This is a genomic window from Janthinobacterium aestuarii (genome assembly GCF_046113285.1).
GTDB lineage: Bacteria > Pseudomonadota > Gammaproteobacteria > Burkholderiales > Burkholderiaceae_D > Janthinobacterium.
Genome location: NZ_CP142524.1, coordinates 1,817,143 through 1,836,794, shown reverse-complemented (window position 1 = coordinate 1,836,794; position 19,652 = coordinate 1,817,143). Strand labels below are relative to the sequence as shown.

At 61.8% G+C, this 19,652-nt stretch carries 17 protein-coding genes; 1 reads left to right on the top strand and 16 read right to left on the bottom strand.

The window, feature by feature from the left end; translation table 11 throughout:
- The 11 genes from hflX to ndk form a co-directional block, all read right to left on the bottom strand.
- Complete coding sequence (gene hflX / locus OX462_RS08195) at nucleotides 1-1,224, bottom strand: GTPase HflX (RefSeq protein WP_046685708.1); 1,224 nt, start codon at nucleotides 1,222-1,224, stop codon at nucleotides 1-3.
- Nucleotides 1,225-1,338: 114 nt separating this feature from the next.
- Nucleotides 1,339-1,575, bottom strand: coding sequence for an RNA chaperone Hfq (hfq, locus tag OX462_RS08190; protein WP_008450615.1), 237 nt, complete (start codon nucleotides 1,573-1,575; stop codon nucleotides 1,339-1,341).
- Between the two features lie 242 nt (nucleotides 1,576-1,817).
- Entirely contained in the window at nucleotides 1,818-3,164 is a 1,347-nt protein-coding gene (gene der / locus OX462_RS08185; RefSeq protein ID WP_070221915.1) for a ribosome biogenesis GTPase Der, read from the bottom strand.
- Nucleotides 3,165-3,168: 4 nt separating this feature from the next.
- Nucleotides 3,169-4,314 (bottom strand): outer membrane protein assembly factor BamB, encoded by a 1,146-nt coding sequence (gene bamB, locus OX462_RS08180; protein ID WP_070221914.1) that lies wholly within the window; start codon nucleotides 4,312-4,314, stop codon nucleotides 3,169-3,171.
- 88 nt (nucleotides 4,315-4,402) lie between these two features.
- A complete protein-coding gene (locus tag OX462_RS08175; RefSeq protein WP_099411647.1) occupies nucleotides 4,403-5,071 on the bottom strand; it encodes a YfgM family protein in 669 nt (222 codons plus the stop codon).
- A 54-nt stretch (nucleotides 5,072-5,125) separates the two neighbouring features.
- A complete protein-coding gene (gene hisS, locus OX462_RS08170; protein ID WP_070221912.1) occupies nucleotides 5,126-6,487 on the bottom strand; it encodes a histidine--tRNA ligase in 1,362 nt (453 codons plus the stop codon).
- 57 nt (nucleotides 6,488-6,544) lie between these two features.
- Complete coding sequence (ispG, locus tag OX462_RS08165) at nucleotides 6,545-7,807, bottom strand: flavodoxin-dependent (E)-4-hydroxy-3-methylbut-2-enyl-diphosphate synthase (protein ID WP_121670116.1); 1,263 nt, start codon at nucleotides 7,805-7,807, stop codon at nucleotides 6,545-6,547.
- Nucleotides 7,808-7,845: 38 nt separating this feature from the next.
- On the bottom strand, nucleotides 7,846-8,775 hold the full coding sequence (locus tag OX462_RS08160; RefSeq protein ID WP_409028156.1) for a helix-turn-helix domain-containing protein: 930 nt from the start codon (nucleotides 8,773-8,775) through the stop codon (nucleotides 7,846-7,848).
- A 67-nt stretch (nucleotides 8,776-8,842) separates the two neighbouring features.
- Nucleotides 8,843-9,619, bottom strand: coding sequence for a type IV pilus biogenesis/stability protein PilW (pilW, locus tag OX462_RS08155; RefSeq protein WP_409028155.1), 777 nt, complete (start codon nucleotides 9,617-9,619; stop codon nucleotides 8,843-8,845).
- 11 nt (nucleotides 9,620-9,630) lie between these two features.
- Nucleotides 9,631-10,806 (bottom strand): dual-specificity RNA methyltransferase RlmN, encoded by a 1,176-nt coding sequence (rlmN, locus tag OX462_RS08150; RefSeq protein WP_034752035.1) that lies wholly within the window; start codon nucleotides 10,804-10,806, stop codon nucleotides 9,631-9,633.
- Nucleotides 10,807-10,930: 124 nt separating this feature from the next.
- Nucleotides 10,931-11,347: a nucleoside-diphosphate kinase gene (gene ndk / locus OX462_RS08145; RefSeq protein ID WP_070223377.1), complete on the bottom strand. Its 417-nt coding sequence runs from the start codon at nucleotides 11,345-11,347 to the stop codon at nucleotides 10,931-10,933.
- Nucleotides 11,348-11,566: 219 nt separating this feature from the next.
- On the opposite strand from ndk, the gene OX462_RS08140 reads away from it, so the two are divergent.
- Nucleotides 11,567-12,253 (top strand): Bax inhibitor-1/YccA family protein, encoded by a 687-nt coding sequence (locus tag OX462_RS08140; protein ID WP_034752039.1) that lies wholly within the window; start codon nucleotides 11,567-11,569, stop codon nucleotides 12,251-12,253.
- Between the two features lie 166 nt (nucleotides 12,254-12,419).
- Here the strand turns inward: OX462_RS08140 and OX462_RS08135 are convergent, their stop codons facing one another.
- The 5 genes from OX462_RS08135 to rlmD all read right to left on the bottom strand — a co-directional run bounded on the left by OX462_RS08135 (nucleotide 12,420) and on the right by rlmD (nucleotide 19,521).
- The gene (locus OX462_RS08135) at nucleotides 12,420-13,265 is read right to left on the bottom strand and encodes a LysR family transcriptional regulator (RefSeq protein WP_409028154.1); all 846 of its coding nucleotides are present in this window, start codon (nucleotides 13,263-13,265) and stop codon (nucleotides 12,420-12,422) included.
- A 12-nt stretch (nucleotides 13,266-13,277) separates the two neighbouring features.
- Nucleotides 13,278-14,438 carry a cyclopropane fatty acyl phospholipid synthase gene (cfa, locus tag OX462_RS08130; protein WP_409028734.1) on the bottom strand — a complete coding sequence of 387 codons (1,161 nt, stop codon included), beginning with the start codon at nucleotides 14,436-14,438 and terminating at the stop codon, nucleotides 13,278-13,280.
- Nucleotides 14,439-14,722: 284 nt separating this feature from the next.
- Nucleotides 14,723-15,757, bottom strand: a complete 1,035-nt coding sequence (locus tag OX462_RS08125; RefSeq protein ID WP_409028153.1) for a cupin-like domain-containing protein — start codon at nucleotides 15,755-15,757, stop codon at nucleotides 14,723-14,725.
- 81 nt (nucleotides 15,758-15,838) lie between these two features.
- On the bottom strand, nucleotides 15,839-17,779 hold the full coding sequence (locus OX462_RS08120) for a glycosyl hydrolase family 18 protein (RefSeq protein WP_409028152.1): 1,941 nt from the start codon (nucleotides 17,777-17,779) through the stop codon (nucleotides 15,839-15,841).
- Between the two features lie 398 nt (nucleotides 17,780-18,177).
- Nucleotides 18,178-19,521, bottom strand: coding sequence for a 23S rRNA (uracil(1939)-C(5))-methyltransferase RlmD (gene rlmD, locus OX462_RS08115; protein WP_070290599.1), 1,344 nt, complete (start codon nucleotides 19,519-19,521; stop codon nucleotides 18,178-18,180).
- Nucleotides 19,522-19,652 lie beyond the last annotated feature (131 nt).

The following is a 19,652-nucleotide window of genomic DNA, read 5'->3' as shown; positions in this document are numbered from 1 at the left end:
CTATCGTGTTCCGACTTGGGAGTGGGTGGAAATCCTATCGTCCTCGCCAGGCTCTTCGTCCTGGTCCGGGGCGGCGCCATCGTGCTGGTCGTACTGACCGTCAAACTGATCTTCCTGCGGTGCTTCGTCGTTCTGATACAGGTGGGCAGAACGGGGCGCCTTCCTGGCCATCTCGACGATCGCATCGCGCAGCAGGTCGAGCCCGCTGCCCTTCTGCGCACTGACGAACACGCGACTGATCGTAGCATATTCGTCGCGCTCCACCGAAGGCTCCAGCCCGGCCGCATCGATCTTGTTCCACACGAGGATTTGCGGAATATGATCGGCGCCGATCTCTTTCAAGACCAGGTTGACCTGCTCGATCTGCTCCATGCGCACCGGCGACGCGGCGTCGACGACGTGCAGCAGCAGATCGGCATGGATGGTTTCTTCGAGCGTGGCGCGGAAGGCGGCCACCAGCTGGTGCGGCAATTCGCGTACGAAGCCGACCGTGTCGGAGATCACCACGTTGCCCACTTCCTGGCCCAGGTAAACCCGGCGCGAGGTGGTGTCGAGGGTGGCGAACAACTGGTCGGCGACATACACGCCGGCCTTGGTCACGGCATTGAACAGGGTCGACTTGCCGGCATTGGTATAACCGACGAGGGACACCGAGAATGTGTGATTGCGGCCGCGCGCGCGGCGCTGCGTTTCGCGCTGCTTGTGCAGTTTTTCCAGGCGCGCGCGCAGGGCCTTGACACGGTCGCCGATCAGCCGGCGGTCGGTCTCGAGCTGCGTCTCGCCGGGACCGCGCAAGCCGATACCGCCCTTTTGCCGTTCCAGGTGGGTCCAGCCGCGGATCAGGCGCGTGGCCAGATGCTGCAGCTGGGCCAGCTCGACTTGCAGCTTGCCCTCGTGGCTCTTGGCGCGCTGCGCGAAGATGTCGAGGATCAGGCTGGTACGGTCGAGCACGCGCACATTCAGGCGCTTTTCCAGATTGCGCTGCTGGGCGGGCGAGAGGGCGTGATTGAAGATGACGATTTCCAGGCCATCGTTGACGACGACGTCGCCAATTTCATCGGCCTTGCCGCTGCCGACGAAATACGCGGAATCGGGACTGGAACGCTTGGCCGTGATGGTGGAAATCGGGTCCGCGCCAGCCGAACGCGACAACAGCATGAGTTCCTCCATGCTGGCGGCGAAGTCGCTGTGACCGAAGTCAACCCCGACTAGTGCCGCGCGCATGATGGCATCTGATGAGTTGCGGCGAACGCCGACGCCGATGCAAACGCATCAGCGCCGCTGGCGCGGACGGGGGCGATGGAGGGTGAAAGGCGCTGGGCCGTCAAGCTCAACGCTTTACTCCGCTTCAGATTCAATATTGAGATTGACGGCACGGGCCGGCACCACTGTCGAGATGGCATGCTTGTATACCATCTGTGTCACCGTATTGCGCAGCAATACGACATATTGATCGAACGATTCGATATGGCCCTGCAATTTAATGCCATTGACCAGGTAGATCGAGACAGGAACATGCTCTTTGCGTAATGCATTGAGGAATGGGTCTTGTAACAGTTGCCCTTTGTTGCTCATAACAGCTCCGTTGTTTATGTTGTTGTGTAAGAATTGGAGGCGACTCGCTTGATTTCAAGTGCTCTCACACCTTTCAAAGAAAGAAAGATGCGTCATAGCTACTGTAACCTGTTTTCGCGATCGCTGTCGCGCATGGCGCATTAACACTTTATTATTTCCGTGCAAATAACCATTGAATTGGCTGTCGGCGCCGCATTATCTCCGCGGCGCCTTAATATGCACTTAATCCAGCTGTTAACTCATTACTTGCTTGGCGTGCGTGCAAACGGGTTTTTACCCGTACGCAATTCGATGCGCAGCGGCGTACCGACCAGGGCAAACGTATCGCGGAAATGTTTTTCCAGATAACGCTTGTAGGGATCGCCAACGGCGTCGAGCGCATTGCCGTGAATAACGATCACAGGCGGGTTCATGCCGCCCTGGTGGGCATAGCGCAGCTTCGGACGGATCGAACCCTTGCGGCGCGGTTCCTGCTTCTCCACGGCTTCGATCAGGGCGCGCGTCAGCTTCGGCGTCGACAGGTCGCACATGGCGGCCGCATACGCGGCGTTGAGCGACTTCATCAGTGGACCGATGTTGGTGCCCTTCAGCGCCGAAATGAAGTGCATTTGCGCGAACGACAGAAAATCGAGCTTGCGGTCGATATCGATCTTGATTTCATCGCGCTGGTGCGATTGCAAGCCATCCCATTTATTCACGGCCACGACCAGCGCGCGGCCCGATTCCAGGATAAAGCCGGCGATATGCGCGTCCTGCTCCGAAATATCCTGCTGCGCGTCGAGCATCAGCACGACCACGTTGGCTTCGGAAATCGACTGCAGCGTTTTCACCACCGAGAATTTCTCGATCGCTTCAAACACCTTGCCGCGGCGGCGGATACCGGCCGTGTCGATCAGGGTGTATTGCTGGCCATCGCGTTCGAACGGGATTTCGATCGAATCGCGCGTCGTGCCCGGCATGTCGAAGGCGATCACGCGCTCTTCGCCCAGCAGGGTGTTGATCAAGGTCGACTTGCCCACGTTCGGACGGCCGACGAGGGCGATCTTGATGCCGCGGTCGGTCTTTTCCAGCTCTTCAGGCTCATCCGGACGCTGCGCGAACGCCAGGTCCAGCATCACTTCGACGAGGTCGTTGACGCCGTCACCGTGCGCCGACGAGATCGCATACGGATCGCCCATGCCCAATTCATAGAATTCGGACACGACGGCCGTGTAGCGCATGCCTTCGCTTTTGTTAACCACCAGCAAGACCGGACGACCGCTCTTGCGCAGGAAGTCGACGATGGTCTTGTCATGCGGGGTCAGGCCCTGACGGCCGTCCACGATGAACACCACCACGTCGGCCTCGGCCACGGCCTGCTTGGTCTGCAGTGCCATCTGGTGCATGATGCCTTCCTTGGCGACGGGTTCGAAACCACCCGTATCGATGACGAGGAAGGGACGTTCGCCGACACGGCCTTCGCCATAGTGACGATCGCGCGTCAACCCAGGCAAATCCGCCACCAGCGCATCGCGCGAGCGGGTCAGACGATTGAATAAAGTCGATTTCCCAACATTGGGTCGACCTACTAGTGCAATTACCGGCTTCATTGTATTACTCGACCGCGAGAGCGGTCACTGTCCCTGATTGGGTTTGAAAAATCAAATTCGAACCGGCAACGACGGGAGCCGAAACAATCGGGCTACCGTCGGTGCTGACACGACCTATTAATGCGCCATCTTCCCGTGACAGGAAGTGGATATAACCTTGATAGTCGCCGACGGCGACGCTGCGGCCGTAGGAGGCCGGCGTCGACAGGCGGCGGCGCGCCAGCGCCTCATTCTTCCAGGCGCTCTGGCCGGCTTCGCGGCTGAACGCCACCACGGCGCCCTGGTCATCGGCAACAAACACGAAACGCTGGTCGACGGCCACGCCCACATCGGACGAGATCGGCTTGGTCCAGCGCGGCACGCCCGTGGCGGCGTCGAAGCAGCCCGCCTTGCCCTGATACGTGACGGCGCACACTTCGCCTTCGAACACCACCGGCGTGCCGGCGATGTCGGAGACGCGCTCCAGTTCGGTGGCGCCGCGCGGTTCGCTGACGACGATCTCCCAGCGTACCACACCGGTCGCCGCCGTCAGTGCCAGCAGCTTGCCGCCCGGCTGGGCCACGTAGATGTTCGCGCCGCCCAGCACCATGCCCGGCGCATTGCGCAAGGTCAATGCCGGCGTGGCGCGCTGCACCGTCCATTTGCGCTCGCCCGTCTTGGCGTCGAAGCCGACGATGCGGTTGTCCACGCTGCGCACCACGACCACGCCCTGCCCCACGACGGGCGCCGTCAATACTTCGCTGGACGCCTGCGCCTTCCACAGCTGCTTGCCATCGGCGTCAAACGCCAGCACGGCGCCCTTGGCGGCGCCCACAGCGACGACGGCGCCATCGCTGCCGGCGCCCGAGGTGATGTCGCTGCCGGCCTTGATGCGCCACGTTTCACGGCCGCTGGCCGCATCCAGGCGCGCCAGCGCGCCATCGGCGCTGACCACGTACAGGCTGCTGCCGGCCAGCGCAGGCGTCAACGCGTACACGCCGGCCTTGCCGATCGAATACTTCCAGGCGTCGCGCACGGCAATGCTCGATTTTAACTCGACCAGCTTGGCCGGCTCGACTTTCGGATCTTTCGAGGCGAACGGGTTCCAGGACGAGCAACCGGCCATCAGGGCCAACAGACTTGCAGCTACCAGCTTTTCAGTGACACGCATAAGTGTTATCCAACCTTTTTCTTGTACTTGTAAGGGCAAGGCAGGCGGCGCACAACGCCGCGCGGCCGCACCACCATCAGTGTTCCTGTCAGGCGGCGGCCTTGTCAGCCTTGGCCTTGTCTTCCGGTACCGTGCCGCCGATCGCTTCCAGTTTGACCTGGATCAGTTGACGGCCAGGATTGTTCTTGTCCGTCGCGGCTATCGCGGCCAGGTAGGCCGTGCGGGCATCGGCCAGCTTGTTTTGCGCCACCAGGATGTCGCCCTTGCGGTCGGCCACGGCACCGGCAAATTGCGCCACGGTGGCCGTCGCCAGCACCTTCAGCGCTTCATCGTAGGCTTTTTCGTCCAGCAGGACGCCGGCCAGACGCAGCTTGGCGATGGCCTTGTACTCTTCCGTACCGTGCTCGGCCACCCAGTGCAGCTGGGTCTTGGCCGTTTTCAGGTCGTTCGCGTCGAACGCCACCTTGGCCGCGGCCAGGGCGCTCATCTGTGCATATGCCGTACCGCTGAAACGCGATTGCATGTCGCTGGTCGCGCGCATCACCTTGGCCGTGTCCTTGGCGGCGATGGCGTTCTGCAGTTCGTCGTACAGCTGGCCCGCTTGCGCGGCCTGCGTGCGCTGGTAGTACTGCCAGCCAGCCCAGCCGCTGTAGCCGGCCAGCGCCACGATCAGGACCCAGGAGGTCAGATTGCCATTGCGCTGCCACCAGGCCTTGAGGGTTGCCAGTTGTTCTTGTTCTTCGTGATCGTATGCCATGGGTCGTCAGTTTGAATGAGTAGTTGATCGAGGGTAGTACGGTCTTGCTGCAAATTAATGGTGGTGATGCACGTGGCCGCCAGGACCGTGGTCGTGGCCGCAATCGTGGTCGCCGATGATCTGGTCCACCACGTAATCGACGACATCGTCGAACGGCACCGTGCTCTGCTGCGCGCCCGCATCGGCTTCGCGCATGGCTTTCACCGTCGCGACATTGTTGGCGATTTCATCGTCGCCCAGGATCACGGCAAACGCCGCGCCGCTGGCATCGGCCTTTTTCATTTGCGTCTTGAAGCTGCCGCCGCCGTTGCTCGCTGCGCAATGTAGCACAACGTCCAGGCCCGCATCGCGAATCCGCTCGGCCAGCACGAACGCTTGCAAGCCTGCCTGCTCGCCCTGGTGCACCAGGTAGACGTCGCACTGGGCCGGCGCTTCCGGCTCGGCCGCATCCTTCATCAGCAGCACCAGGCGTTCGACGCCCATGCCGAAACCGACGGCGGGCGTCGATTTGCCGCCAAACATTTCCACCATGCCGTCATAGCGGCCGCCGGCGCAGACCGTGCCTTGCGCGCCCAGCTTGTCGCTGACCCACTCGAACACCGTGCGATTGTAGTAATCGAGGCCGCGCACCAGGCGTGGGTTGATGGTGAACGGGATATTGTTGTGGTTCAAGATCTTCTGCACGCCGTGGAAATGGGCCAGCGATTCCTCGCCCAGGTAATCGAGCAGCTTCGGCGCGCCATTGACCAGGTCCTGCATGGCAGGGTTCTTGGTATCGAGGATGCGCAGCGGATTGCTGTGCAGGCGGCGCTTGGCTTCTTCGTCGAGCAGCTCGCTGTGGCTTTCCAGGTAGGCGATCAGGTCGGCGCGGTGGCGCAGGCGCTCGGCCGCGTCGCCGATCGAGTTCAGTTCCAGGCGGATGCCTTCCAGGCCCAGGTCGTCCCACAGGCGGCGCGACAGCATGATGATCTCGGCGTCGATATCCGGACCCGTGAAACCGATGGCTTCCACGCCGAACTGGTGGAACTGGCGGTAGCGGCCTTTCTGCGGGCGTTCGTGACGGAACATCTGGCCCTTGTACCACAGGCGTTTCGGACCTTCGTAGACGAGGTTGTGCTCGACCACGGCGCGCACCACGCCGGCCGTGCCTTCCGGGCGCAGGGTCAGGTTGTCGCCGTTCATCGAATCGGTGAACGAATACATTTCCTTTTCCACGATATCGGTCACGGCGCCGATGGCGCGCGCGAACAATTTCGTCTCTTCCACGATCGGCGTGCGGATCTGCTGGAAGCCGTAGCTTTGCAGAACGGACTGGGCCGTGTTTTCAAACAATTCCCACAGTGGGGCGTCGGCGGGCAGGATATCGTTCATGCCTTTGACGGCGGTGATTTTATCGAGCTTTTTATTTTCGGACATAGTGTTCTTCTTTGCTTTAACTTGATTGCCGGATTACGCGCGTAGCGCTAATCCGACCTACGCTGCTGCGCCGTAATGGCTTTTAACATAATTGAGGACGATGTCCTGGAATTCCTCGACGATGCGTTCGCCACGCAGGGTGACGACTTTTTCGCCGTCGACAAACACGGGGGCGGCTGGCGACTCGCCCGTGCCGGGCAGGCTGATGCCGATGTTCGCATGCTTCGATTCGCCGGGACCGTTGACGATGCAGCCCATGACGGCCACGTTCATCGCTTCCACGCCCGGATACGATTTCTTCCACTCCGGCATCTGCTCGCGCAGATACGTCTGGATGTTGTCGGCCAGTTCCTGGAAGGTGGTCGACGTCGTGCGCCCGCAGCCGGGACAGGCGATCACCATGGGCGCGAACTTGCGCAAGCCCATGGTTTGCAAAATTTCCTGGCCGACGATCACTTCGCGCGTGCGGTCGCCGCCCGGTTCCGGCGTGAGCGAAATGCGGATGGTGTCGCCGATGCCCTCTTGCAGCAGCACGGCCAGGGCCGCCGTCGAAGCGACGATGCCCTTGCTGCCCATGCCCGCTTCCGTCAGGCCCAGGTGCAGCGGATAGTCGCAGCGCTGCGCCAGTTCGCGGTACACGGCGATCAGATCTTGCACACCAGAAACTTTGCACGACAGGATGATCTTGTCGCGGCCCAGACCCAGCTCTTCGGCGCGCACGGCGTTTTCAATCGCCGACGTCACCAGCGCCTCGTACATCACGGCTTGCGCCGGCCATGGATCGGCACGGCCCGCATTTTCATCCATGATGCGCGCCAGCAAGGCCTGGTCCAGGCTGCCCCAGTTCACGCCGATGCGCACCGGCTTGTCATACTTGCAAGCCACCTCGATCATTTGCGCAAATTGCGTGTCGCGCTTGGCGCCCTTGCCCACGTTGCCCGGATTGATGCGGTACTTCGACAGCGCGCGCGCGCAATCGGGGTAGTCGTTGAGCAGGGTATGGCCGTTGTAGTGAAAATCGCCCACCAGCGGCACGTCGATGTCCATCTTGTCGAGCTGCTCGCGGATGTAGGGCACGGCCGCAGCCGCTTCCGGACGGTCCACCGTCAGGCGCACCAGTTCCGAACCGGCACGCGCCAGTTCCTTGATCTGGATCGCCGTGCCGATGGCATCGGCCGTATCCGTGTTCGTCATCGACTGCACCACCACGGGGGCGTCGCCGCCCACCCAGATCTGGCGCTGGCCGTGCGCGATCAGCACCTTGCGGCTGTCGCGGCGGCCGGATGGGCCGGAGCCGATCGCTGTTTTCGAGGTAGCCATAATATTATCTTCTGAGTTTGCTTGAACGATTACTGCAATTATTTGATGCTGACACGCGAGATCGTGCCGCCGGCCACGGTCGGCAGATCCAGCTTGGCGCCGCGCAAGGTTGCCTGCACGACACCCGGCTTGCCCACCACCAGAGTGGCCGGTCCCGTGATATCGAACGTTTCCGTGCTGCCCGCCTTGACCATGCGCGAAATCAGCGGAGAAGCGCCGGGACGGCGGATCTCGACCCAGGAATCCTGCTCCACCTTCAGCACCAGCGCATTCGCGCCCACGGCAGGGACAGCGGCAGCGGCGGGCGGCGTGACGGCAGCCGTCGTCGCTGTCGCCGGAGCTGGCACGGCGGCTGGCGGCACTGCGGCGGCGGCCGGCGCCGAAGCGGCGGCAGCGGCAGGTGCGCCCGTCTGCGTATCGTTGCCTGGCGGCGGCGGCACGGAAATCAGGGGCACGGACGGCGTCTGCACGGGCGTCAAGTCCTGGCCCGGCTTGATCAGGGTCGTTTCCACCGGGCCCACTTCCGCATGCGCGGTTTCCTTCCCGGCCTGCGCGGACAGCAGGCTGGCCGGCACGTAGCCGAGTTTATAGGCGCCAAAGGCGGCCGCCACGACGACGGCCACGGCGCCGGCGATCCAGATTGGCGTCTGGTTCGACGAACGCTGCGTCATCGACGGGAAGCGCGATTCCGAGAACGTGGCGGAAATCTCGCGCCGCGCGGGCGCAGCCGGGTCTTGCGCCGGCGCCGGATGGACTTCGATCATGGCCACCAGCGGCGCCGCGTCGAGACGCACCACCTTGGCGTAGGCGCGCACGAAACCGCGCACCACGGCCACGTTCGGCAAGGCCGCCATGTCGCCCTCTTCCAGCGCGATCACCTGGCGCGGCGCCAGCTTGAGCTGGTCGGCCACCTGCTCCACGGGCCAGCCCAGCGCTTCGCGCTGCGCCTTCAACTGTGCGCCTGCCAACGCAAGATTGCCCTGGGGCTGCTGCTGAGGCGTTTCTGCCCACTCTGAATTCATTGGTATCCCTGTCTCACTCATCAAACGCCCCATTTTGATAAGCAGCATATTCGGGGGAGCCGGAATGGTGGTTGCGCAAATGCGCCCCCAGGCCAGCTTCCGCACCCGCATCCCCGAGCTTATGCTGCACCTTGATCCCGAGCCACAGCACATCGGCCGTCTGGCTCTCCATTGTCGCTACTTTACCGAGCCGCTCAAGGTAACGAGCCGCTTGCCGGTAGTCTTGCTGTTGGTAATACACGCGCACCAGGCCGGCATACGTGATTGCCGCGCCAGGTGCGATGCGCTCCGCCTTGAGCCAGTAGTCAGCGGCGCGCGGGTAATCTTTCATGACCAGGCTGCACGCCGCCGCATTATGCAGCGCCAGTTCAGGCGTGCCATAGGCGGCATCTTGCAATGCGGCATCGAAATACGCCAGCGACTGCGCCGCGCGCCCGGTCTGGCACAGAAACTGGCCATAATTATTGCTCAACTCGGGATTGTGGGGCGCGAGGCGCAATGCGTAAAGAAAATCTTTTTCAGCAGCCCCAGGTTGGCGCAGGGCGGCAAGAATCAAGGCCCGCATGCCGTGCGCCTGGACATTGTCCGGCACCAGCTGCACCGCCTGCTCTGCTTCGGCCAACGCCACCTCAAACTGGTCCTGCATATAATAGGCGCTGGCCAACTGCAAGCGCAAGGCGGCGCGCTGCTCGACAGATGCAGCTTGCTCCTTGTCTGCGGTGGAAGCACAGCCGACCAGCAGCACAGCCAGGCAAACAGCGGCCACAGCAAGCGAGCGTTGGTAAGCCATGCCTTCCCTCATCAGGAGCGGATCTCCACGATCTTGCCGAAATTGGCGCCAAATTTCTGTTGATACTCAGTCATCTTTTCCATGCGTTCCTGCACCCGGGTGCGGTCCTTGACTTCGCCGGCCAGCTGGCCGCAGGCCGCATCGATATCATCGCCGCGCGTCTTGCGCACGGTGGTGATGATGCCGCCATCCATCAGCACCTGGGCGAAAGCCTTGATGCGCGGGTTTTTCGAGCGGAACAGACCCGACTCGGGGAACGGGTTGAACGGAATCAGGTTGAACTTGCAGTTCACGCCGAACTCGCGGTCTTGCACCAGCGCCAGCAGTTCGCGCGCGTGCTCGTCGCTGTCGTTGACGCCGTCGAGCATGCAGTATTCGAAGGTGATGAAATCGCGCGGGGCGAATTCCAGGTAGCGCTTGCAGGCCGCCATCAATTCCTTCAGCGGGTATTTCTTGTTCAGTGGAATCAGCCCGTCGCGCAAGGCATCGTTCGAGGCGTGCAGCGAGACGGCCAGGGCCACCGGCACTTCCTGCGACAGCTTGTCCATCATCGGCACCACGCCCGACGTCGACAGGGTCACGCGGCGGCGCGACAGGCCGTAGGCGTTGTCGTCAAGCATCAATTTCAGGGCGGTGACGGTCGGCTCAAAGTTCAGCAGGGGCTCGCCCATGCCCATCATCACCACGTTGGTGATCTGGCGCTCGCCTTTCGGGCCCGGTTCGATGCCCTTGGTGCGGCGCAATTCAAATTCCGCCATCCACAGCTGGCCGATGATTTCGCCGACGCTCAGGTTGCGGTTGAAACCTTGCTTGCCAGTCGAGCAGAAACGGCAGTTCACGGCGCAGCCGGCCTGGGTCGAGATGCACAGGGTGCCGCGGTTTTCTTCCGGAATGAACACGGTTTCCACGGCATTGCCATTGCCCACGTCGACCAGCCACTTGCGCGTGCCGTCCGTCGACGTGTGGTCGCTGATGATGGCCGGGGCGCGCACTTCGGCGCGCGTAGCCAGCTTGTCGCGCAGCGACTTGGCCAGGTCCGTCATGGCATCGAAGTCGGAGGCGCCGAACTGGTGTATCCAACGTTGCAATTGTTTCGCACGAAACGGTTTCTCTCCCAGCTCGGCGCAGTAGGCGATGAGTTGCGCGGGATCAAGGTCCAGCAAGTTGGTGAGAGTCGTCGTATTCATGATCTTGTCTATTCTAAAAATCCGTCCCCGCGCGCATCAGGGGCAAAGCACCACAGCGCAGCGGGAACAGGGGGTGATAAGTTATTTCACAGATAACGCCAGGAAATAACGTTATCTAAGGCAATTAAGCCTTCAGTTCTGGGAAGAAGTAAGCGATTTCCACTTTAGCAGCTTCGACAGCGTCGGAACCGTGTACGGCGTTAGCGTCGATCGAATCGGCGAAATCGGCGCGGATCGTGCCTTTTTCTGCTTTCTTCGGATCGGTCGCGCCCATCAGGTCACGGTGGGCCAGAACGGCGTTTTCGCCTTCCAGGGCCTGGATCATGACTGGACCGGAAACCATGAAGTCGACCAGATCCTTGAAGAAACCGCGCTCTTTGTGCGCTGCGTAGAAGCCTTCAGCTTGTTCGCGCGACAGTTGGGTCATGCGTGCTGCAACGATTTTCAGGCCAGCGTTTTCAAAACGGGTGTAGATTTGACCGATTACGTTTTTTGCAACTGCGTCTGGTTTGATGATCGACAGGGTGCGTTCGATTGCCATGTGTGAAAACTCCAATAAAAGTAAGGTTTAAAACGGTAAATTGATAACTCAATCAACCTTTGATTTTACCATACTCCACCCCATATCACCCAGACAGGCAGGGGCATCTTGCCGCCCTGTCCCTGTTTAATGAAATCTTAAGCTGCTTTTTTGGCAAATTCCGGCCCCCATGCTATCCTTGGGTAAAGCAGTAATTTGAATTGACAACACGGAGGCACTATGAATCAGAACATGCAACGCACCTTTGACCTGTCGGGGGGCATGCAGCAAGTCCGCCACCAGGTCTTGCGCAACACTTACTGGCTGCTGGCACTGTCCATGATACCGACCGTGCTGGGCGCCTTCATCGGCGTGCAGATGCATTTGCCGATGCTGACCGGCGGCATGGGCTTCATCATCTTCATGGCCGTCGCATTCGGCTTCATGTACGCGATCGAGAAAACCAAGAACTCGGGCCTCGGCGTCGCCGTCCTGCTGGGCTTTACCTTCTTCATGGGCCTGATGCTCACGCCTATCCTGACGCGCACGCTCGGCTACTCGAACGGCGGCATGCTGATCATGACGGCATTCGGCGGCACGGCCACCATCCTGGCCGTGATGGCGACGATTGCCACGGTCTCGAAGCGCGATTTCTCGGCCATGGGCAAATGGCTGTTCGCCGGCGTGATCGTGCTGATCCTGGCATCGGTGGCGAACATCTTCCTGGGCCTGTCGGCACTGTCGATCGTGATCTCCATGGTCGCCATCGCCATCTTCTCGGCCTACATCCTGTATGACGTGCAGCAAATCATCAACGGCGGCGAGACCAACTACATCTCGGCCACCCTGCGCATCTACCTGGACGTGTACAACATCTTCACCAGCCTGCTCTCCCTTCTGGGCTTCGCTGGCGGCAGCCGCGACTAAGCGCTAACGCAAAAACGCCCAGGGCGGCGTTGCAGTGCCTCGCCGTACCAGTCGTACTGCCCTTCGGCACCGCGCCTTGCCCTGAACGTTTTATGCGCTGCGCTTATGCGCGAGGACATGAAAACAAAAGCCGACCCGCGGGTCGGCTTTTTTACGTCCGTTCAAATTACTTGATCTTCTCCGCCACCTCGAGCAAGCAGGCGCGGGCGCGGTCCAGGGTCGGGTTGTCGCGCTGGGCAGCATACACGGCGTAGGCGGAATGCGAGAATTCGGGCGCGTCGCGCACGCGGTACAGCAAGCCCCCATCGAGATACGGCTGCGCGCTGCCGATACGAAAGTAGCTGGCGCCGCCCACTTCCAGCAGGTACACGAGGGCCAGCGGGCCCAGCGAGATCGACACGGGCGGGCTGCTCAGTTCAGGATACGCCGCCTGGTGGTTGGCCGCGAAGCTGGGTCCCCAGTCGACGTACACATAGGTATCGGCCTGCATCTGCCCGTCGGCGCGCGTGGTCACCATCACCAGCTTTTCCTCGGCCAGCAATTCGCCGGCCAGACCCGGGCGCTGCGGCGGGTTGTACAGCACGGCGAGGTCCAGCGAGCCGTCGTGCACGGCGTCGAGCAGGCGCGCGGGACTGTCGACTTCAGCGCGCAAGGCGATTTCGGGACAATCGCGGCTCATGCGTATCAGCCAGTCGCCGAGCAGCGGCTGCCACAGGCTCAGTTCGCAGCCGATGCTGACGGCGTCGTCGCGCCCCGGCGGCAAGGCCACCTGGTGGCGCGCCCGCTCCCACACCTGCACCATGGTGGCCGCATGGCGCATGAAGCGCTCGCCGGCCGGCGTCAGGCGCGCGCCCGCCTTGTTGCGCACGAACAGCTGGCGCCCCAGCTGCTGCTCCAGGGTGCGGATGCGGGCGCTGACGGCCGTCTGCGTCACGTGCATGCGCTCGGCCGCCATGATGAAGCTGCCGCAGGAAGCCACTTCGAGGAAGGTACGCGCCTGATTGATGTCCATCAAGCCATGATATCAGCTGACGCGATCATAGCCACCGAGCACGCCCTGCTTCGACAAGACCCATTGCCACAGCTGCAGGTCGCGCGCGCGGAAGGCGCCCGCGCAGGAAAGCAAATAATATGACCACATGCGGTGGAAGCGCTCGCCCAGCTGGGCCGCAAACTGCGGCCACGCCTGCTCAAAGTTCGCATGCCAGGCCATCAGGGTCTTGTCATAGTCGGCGCCGAAGTTGTGCAAGTCCTCGGCGATAAATAAATCATCGATGGCGTCGCCGATCTGGCCGATGGAGGGCAAGTCGCCATTCGGGAAGATGTACTTGTCGATCCACGGATCGCATGCGGAATCGCGCTTGTTCTTGCCGATCGTGTGCAGCAGGAACAGGCCGTCGTCTTCCAGGCAGCGGTGCGCCACTTGCATGAAGGTGCGGTGATTCTTGTGCCCCACATGCTCGAACATGCCGATGCTGACGATGCGGTCGAATTTTTCATCGGTGTCGCGGTAATCCTGCAGGCGGAAGTCCAGGTTTTCTCCGCCAGGCATGCCGCGCGCGTAGGCGACCTGCTCTTGCGAAATCGTCACGCCCACGCATTGCACCTGGTATTTTTCCGCCGCATAGCGCATGAAACTGCCCCAGCCGCAGCCGATGTCGAGCACGCGCATGCCCGGTTTCAGGCGCAGCTTGCGGCAGACCAGATCGAGCTTGGCCTCCTGCGCCTCGGCCAGGCTGCCGGCGTCCTTCCAGTAGCCGCAGGTATAGGTCATGCGCGGATCGAGCATGGCCGCATAGAAGGCGTTGCCCAGGTCGTAGTGCTCCTTGCCCACCATCCACGCGCGTCGCTCCGTCTGCAGGTTGAACAGGCGCGCGTACAGCGCGTGGAAAGCCAGGCGCATGGGGCGCACATCGTCGGCCACCCTGGCGCGCAGCAGATGGCAAAAGAATTCGTCGAGCTGCTGCGCATCCCAGTCGCCATCCATGTACGCTTCGCCCAGGCCCAGGTTGCCGCTGGCAAAAGCCCGCTCGGGCACGCCCGGTTTGCGCAGCTGCATGTCCCAGGCGGCGCGGCCATTCAGGTGGATATCGGCGCGGGCCAGCAGCTCGGCCGCTTCGCGGGTCAGCCGCGTGTCGAGCTGGAGTTCCGTACTACTTGCCGGTGCTTGCTGTAACTGTGTCATTTGCTGCGTGTTCATGCCCTGCCGCCTCCAGATGGTTGTCGGTGCCGGTGCGCACCGGCAAGCCCGCTCAGAGGCCCGGCGCCGCGCCAGCCATCAAATTATCCGCCCGCCATCACCAGCTGGATAATGAAACATCATGGCGATTCATATCAAAATAATTGCTGCAAAATGATTTCAATCAATTATTTTATGGAAATATCTTATACAAGAAGCGCACCGTACAATGAAAAAAGCCGCCCGTTCGGCGGCTGTTCCCTGCGCGTTCGCGGCAATCCGCGCGACGATCAAAAGTCGTGATTCGGCGGATACTTGCTGTAAAAATCGTTATCCCATTTGAAGTTGGTAAACGCCACCGTCATCGATACGTCGAGCGCTTCGACGAAATGCCAGCAGCCGACGGGCAAAAACAGGATCTCGCCCGGCGCCAGCACGCATTCGCGCACCTGCACGTCGGCCATCAGCGGATAGCGCCGCAGGTCGATGGCGCGTCCGTCGACGGGTGTAAAACAGTGGCGCTGGTTGTACACGCGCGCCACCTCGCAGGCGGCCATGATGCGCAACCGCTTGCGCCCTTTGACTTGCGCCATGAAGTTGTTCGTCAGGTCGTGGTGGAACGGCGTCACCGTGCCGGCCGGGCCGAACCATAAAAAACCCGTCGGGCCGCCACTCTGCTCCAGGTACTCGGGCAGCTGGCCGATGTCGTCCCACAGCTCGCGCAAGGCTTGCCGGTTCTGCGAATTGTTATTCGCCGTCATATAGAAATCATTGGTCGCGCCGCTGCCCTCGACCAGGCTCGCGTACTCGCCGAACGCCATCTTGCGCTTGTGCGCCACGCTGTTCATTTCATACTGGGCATCCGCTTCGCGGCCGAACTGCACTTCCACTTCACGCTGCGCAAAATGGTCGCGGAAGTAGGCCGGGCTCCACTTGGCCAGGGCGGGCCAGTCATCCATCATGCCCGTGATGATGACGGGCTGGTTGGTCGAATAGTATTCGTCGAGGAATTCCTGCGCGGACAGCTTGTCGCGGCGGGGAATCTCGGGCGGGCGCAGCTGGTTCAGCTTGCGCTGGATATCGATCACCCAGTCGCGCTTGGCCAGGCGGTTCGACAGGCGCACGGCGCCGGCCAGGTAGGGACTGTGCAGCGCCAGCTCCACTTCGCGGCGCGCCAGGGTTTCCGTGATGCCGGCCTTTTGCAGCACCGGTATCAGCGCCGACGGGTGGCTGCCCAGCATGAGGTTTTCCGCGATCCAGCTGCGCCACTCGCGGCTCAGTTCCTGTTCCTGATGTTTGACTCCCAATGTCGATACTGCCGCCATCACCCGTCTCCTCTTTTTTTATGTGAACAAGCGGCCGGGCAGCAATGCCGCCCGGCCGCATCCTGCGACGCTAGCACACGGTTAGCGTACCTTCCACACCTCGGTCGCCAGCACGCCATTCGCGTCGCCATCGAGTTCCCACGAGAACGCGCCGCGCAAGCCCTGGTCCTTCACGTATTTCACCTTGGTGCCGATGACGGTCGGATCGTCATAGCTCCACCACTGGCCGCCCGCCCCCGTGTACAGGTACAGCTGCTTGGTCACGGGATGGTAGTAGCGCGTGCCGGACTTGGCGACGAGGATTTTATAGTCCTCGATGCCCGACTCGTAGGTGCCCGGCGCCGTGCCCGTGGCCGCCTGGTACAGGCCATCGCCGTTCGGTCCCGGCGCCACGCCCGTCCAGCCGCGGCCATAGAACGGTATGCCCAGCAGCAGCTTGTCACGCGGCACGCCGGCGGCAATCATGTACTGCACCGCCTTGTCGCCCACGTATTCGCGCGCCATGCCTGTCGACGGATCGGCAGGGTCGGCAAACAGCTGGGCGTTGAAGTTGGTGCTGTTTTCCCAGCCGCCGTGGAAGTCGTACGTCATCAGGTTGATCCAGTCCATGTACTGCGAGTACAGGGCCGGTTCCGTGTTGTCGATCTTGTCCTTGCCGGCACCGACAGCGGCCGTCAACAGGTAGCGCTTGCCGTTGGCGGCGCCGAGCGCATCGAGCTGGCTGCGGAATTCCGCCATCAGCAAGGTGAAGTTGCGCTTGTCGTTGGGGCTGACCGTGTTGTACGGCTGGCCGCCGCCGACCGGGTATTCCCAGTCGATGTCGATGCCGTCAAAGATGTTGGCCGCCGCACCCACGCCGCCGCGACCGCCCTGCACCGGCAGGTTGCCCTTGATGTAGATATCGATACACGAGCGCACCATCTGCTTGCGCAGCGCATCGGTGGCCGAACCGACGGAGAAGTTCTTCGACCAGCTCCAGCCGCCCAGGGAAATGAACAACTTGAGGTTCGGGTGCGCCGCCTTCAACTTTTTCAGCTGCAGGAAGTTGCCCGACAATGGAGCGTCCCAGGGAATGGCCTGGCCATCGACGGTGCGCTTCGGCGTGCGGATGTAGTCGGCCTCGGCATCGCCGCCCGTGCCAGCGTCCGGCGAATTCGGATTCGTCGCGCCCGGCTCCGTCTTGGTGATCATGCCGCATTCGTAGCCGCCGTTTTTCGGATAGATATTGCCGAAGGCATAGTTGATGAAGGTCAGCTTGTCGGCCACACCACTGGAATGCACGTTCGCCACCTCATAGTCGCGGCCATATACGCCCCATTGGGCGAAATAGGAACCGACTTCGCGGCCGGTTGGCGTTGGCGTTGGCGTCGGCGTTGGCGTCGGTGTCGGTGTCGGTGTCGGTGTCGGGGTTGGCGTTGGAGTCGGTGTCGGTGTCGGGGTTGGCGTCGGGGTCGGCGTGGTGCTGCAGATCTCCAGGCTGGTCCATGGTTTGCCCGTGCCGGCGGCGCCGCTGCTGGTCGACGGGTTGTCGCCCTGCGTCCAGTAGTTGGCGCGGTAATTCGTGCCCGCATAGCTGACGGTGGCGCCCGCGCTGTAAGCCGTGCCGGCCACCCACGCCAGTGCGCAGGTGCCGCCGGTTGGCGTCGGGGTAGGCGTTGGAGTGGGGGTCGGGGTTGGATTCGGCGTCGGGGTGGGCGTCGGGGTTGGTGTGGGAGTCGGTGTCGGGGTCGGCGTAGGAGTTGGCGTAGTTCCGCCATCGCACGTGCCGCCCGCGCTCCACAGGCTAGGCGTGGAAACGGGGTTCCAGCCCGAGCCCACGTGGTCGGTCTGCGTCACCAGGGCCGTGTAATTGGCGCCCAGGTAAGTGACCACCGTGCCCGCGTTGTACGTGCCGCCCTCTTGCCACGGCACGCAGGCGACCACCGTGCTGGCCGCCAGCAATTGCGAGCCAGCCGGCGCGCTGGCATCGCCGCCACCGCCGCATGCCGCCAGCACGCCACCGCTGGCCAGACATACCATCATGTTCCTGATCGTTTTTTTGAGTATTAAATTTTCCACGCTGTCTCCTGTTCAGGTTTGCGGAAATACCACTCTGCTTCGATAAAAAGCTACCCTGTGATTTTGTTTTTTTGCAGTTGCAAGAACAGCATGCTGCTGAAAAAATAGGCGGTCAAGTGGTTTTGAAGTGGCCTCGAAGTGGGCAATACCACTTTGCGCAGAAAGCGCAGCGGCTTATGCGAACGGCGTGTTGTCCTACTGGACAATGAAAAAACGGCAGAGGGAGGATGAAAAAAGACGCTGGATCGGGAAAAGACAGACCAGTTTTTTAATACGCTGTAAGTGGTATTGCTGTTGCTTGCTACGCCGTTGAATACGGCAGCGGCGGGTGCCTGCAAAGCCACCCGCCGAGCCAGGCAGAATTATTGAGGCAAATCAAACACTGCCATGGATTCCACGTGGGACGTGTGCGGGAACATGTTCACCACGCCCGCCTTGCTCAATACATAACCCGCTTCCAGCGCCAGGATGCCGGCGTCGCGCGCCAGGGTCGACGGGCTGCACGACACATACACGATGCGCTTGGGCAGCAGGTCCGGACGCACTTGCGACAGGCCGACCAGCGCCTGGCACAGGGCCATGGCGCCGTCGCGAGGCGGGTCGACGAGGATGCGATCAAAACGGCCCAGCGCGATCAGGTCGTCCGTCGTCACTTCGAACAAGTTACGCGTCGAGAACGAGGTTTTTTCCGCCAGACCATTGGCCAGCGCGTTTTCCAGCGCCCGCTCCGTCAGGGTGGTGCTGCCTTCAATACCGACCACTGCGCTGCCCTGCGTGGCCAGCGGCAAGGTGAAATTACCGAGGCCGCAGAACAGGTCGGCCACGCGGTCGGTCGGCTGCACTTCCAGCAAACGCAGGGCTTTCGATACCAGCACGCGGTTGATGTGGTGGTTCACTTGCGTGAAATCGACGGGCTTGAACGGCATCTTGACGCCGAATTCCGGCAGCAGGTAGTGCAATTGCTTGTCGAGCGGATAGAACGGCACGGCCGTTTCCGGGCCTTTCACCTGCAGCCACCATTGCACGCCGTACTCGTCGGCAAAGGCCTTCAATTTCGTTTCATCGTCCGCCGTCAGCGGCGCCATGATGCGCAAGACCATGGCGGTCACGTCTTCGCCGACAGCCAGCTCGATCTGCGGCATCTGGTCGAAGATCGACAGCGACGCAATCAAGCCGCGCAGCGGCAGCAGCATGGCCGAGATGTGCGGCGGCAAGATTTCGCAGCTATCCATGTCGGCAACAAACGCCGATTTCTTTTCATGGAAGCCCACCAGCACGGCATCTTTCTTCTTGACGTGGCGCACGGACAGGCGCGCGCGGTAGCGGTAGCCCCAGGTCGGACCATACATGGGGCGCATGATGCTTTGCGGACGTACCTTGCCGATATGCCACAGGTTGTCTTCCAGCACGCGCTGCTTGATCGCCACCTGCGCCGACGGTTCCAGGTGCTGCATCGAGCAGCCGCCGCAATTGTCGAAATGCTTGCACTTGGGCGTGACGCGCATGGACGATTCGCGGTGCAGCGCCGTCATGCGGGCCATTTCCCAGTTTTTCTTCTTCTTGAACGTCACAAAGCTGACGCGCTCGCCCGGCAGCGCGCCTTCGACAAACACGACCTTGCCCGGCGAGCCGTCTTCGTTCTCAATATGGCCAACGCCACGGGCGTCCATGTCGAGCGATTTGATTTCGATGATATTTTCTTGCATAGCGATCAATAGGTAAGAGTGGGCCAGGACGCAGGGCCGCGCTGGAACTTGCAAACAATGGGGGGAAAGGTCAGGCGCCGCGAGCGGGGCGTATGATAGCAGATGCCGACTAGCTTAAGTCCGCAGCACAG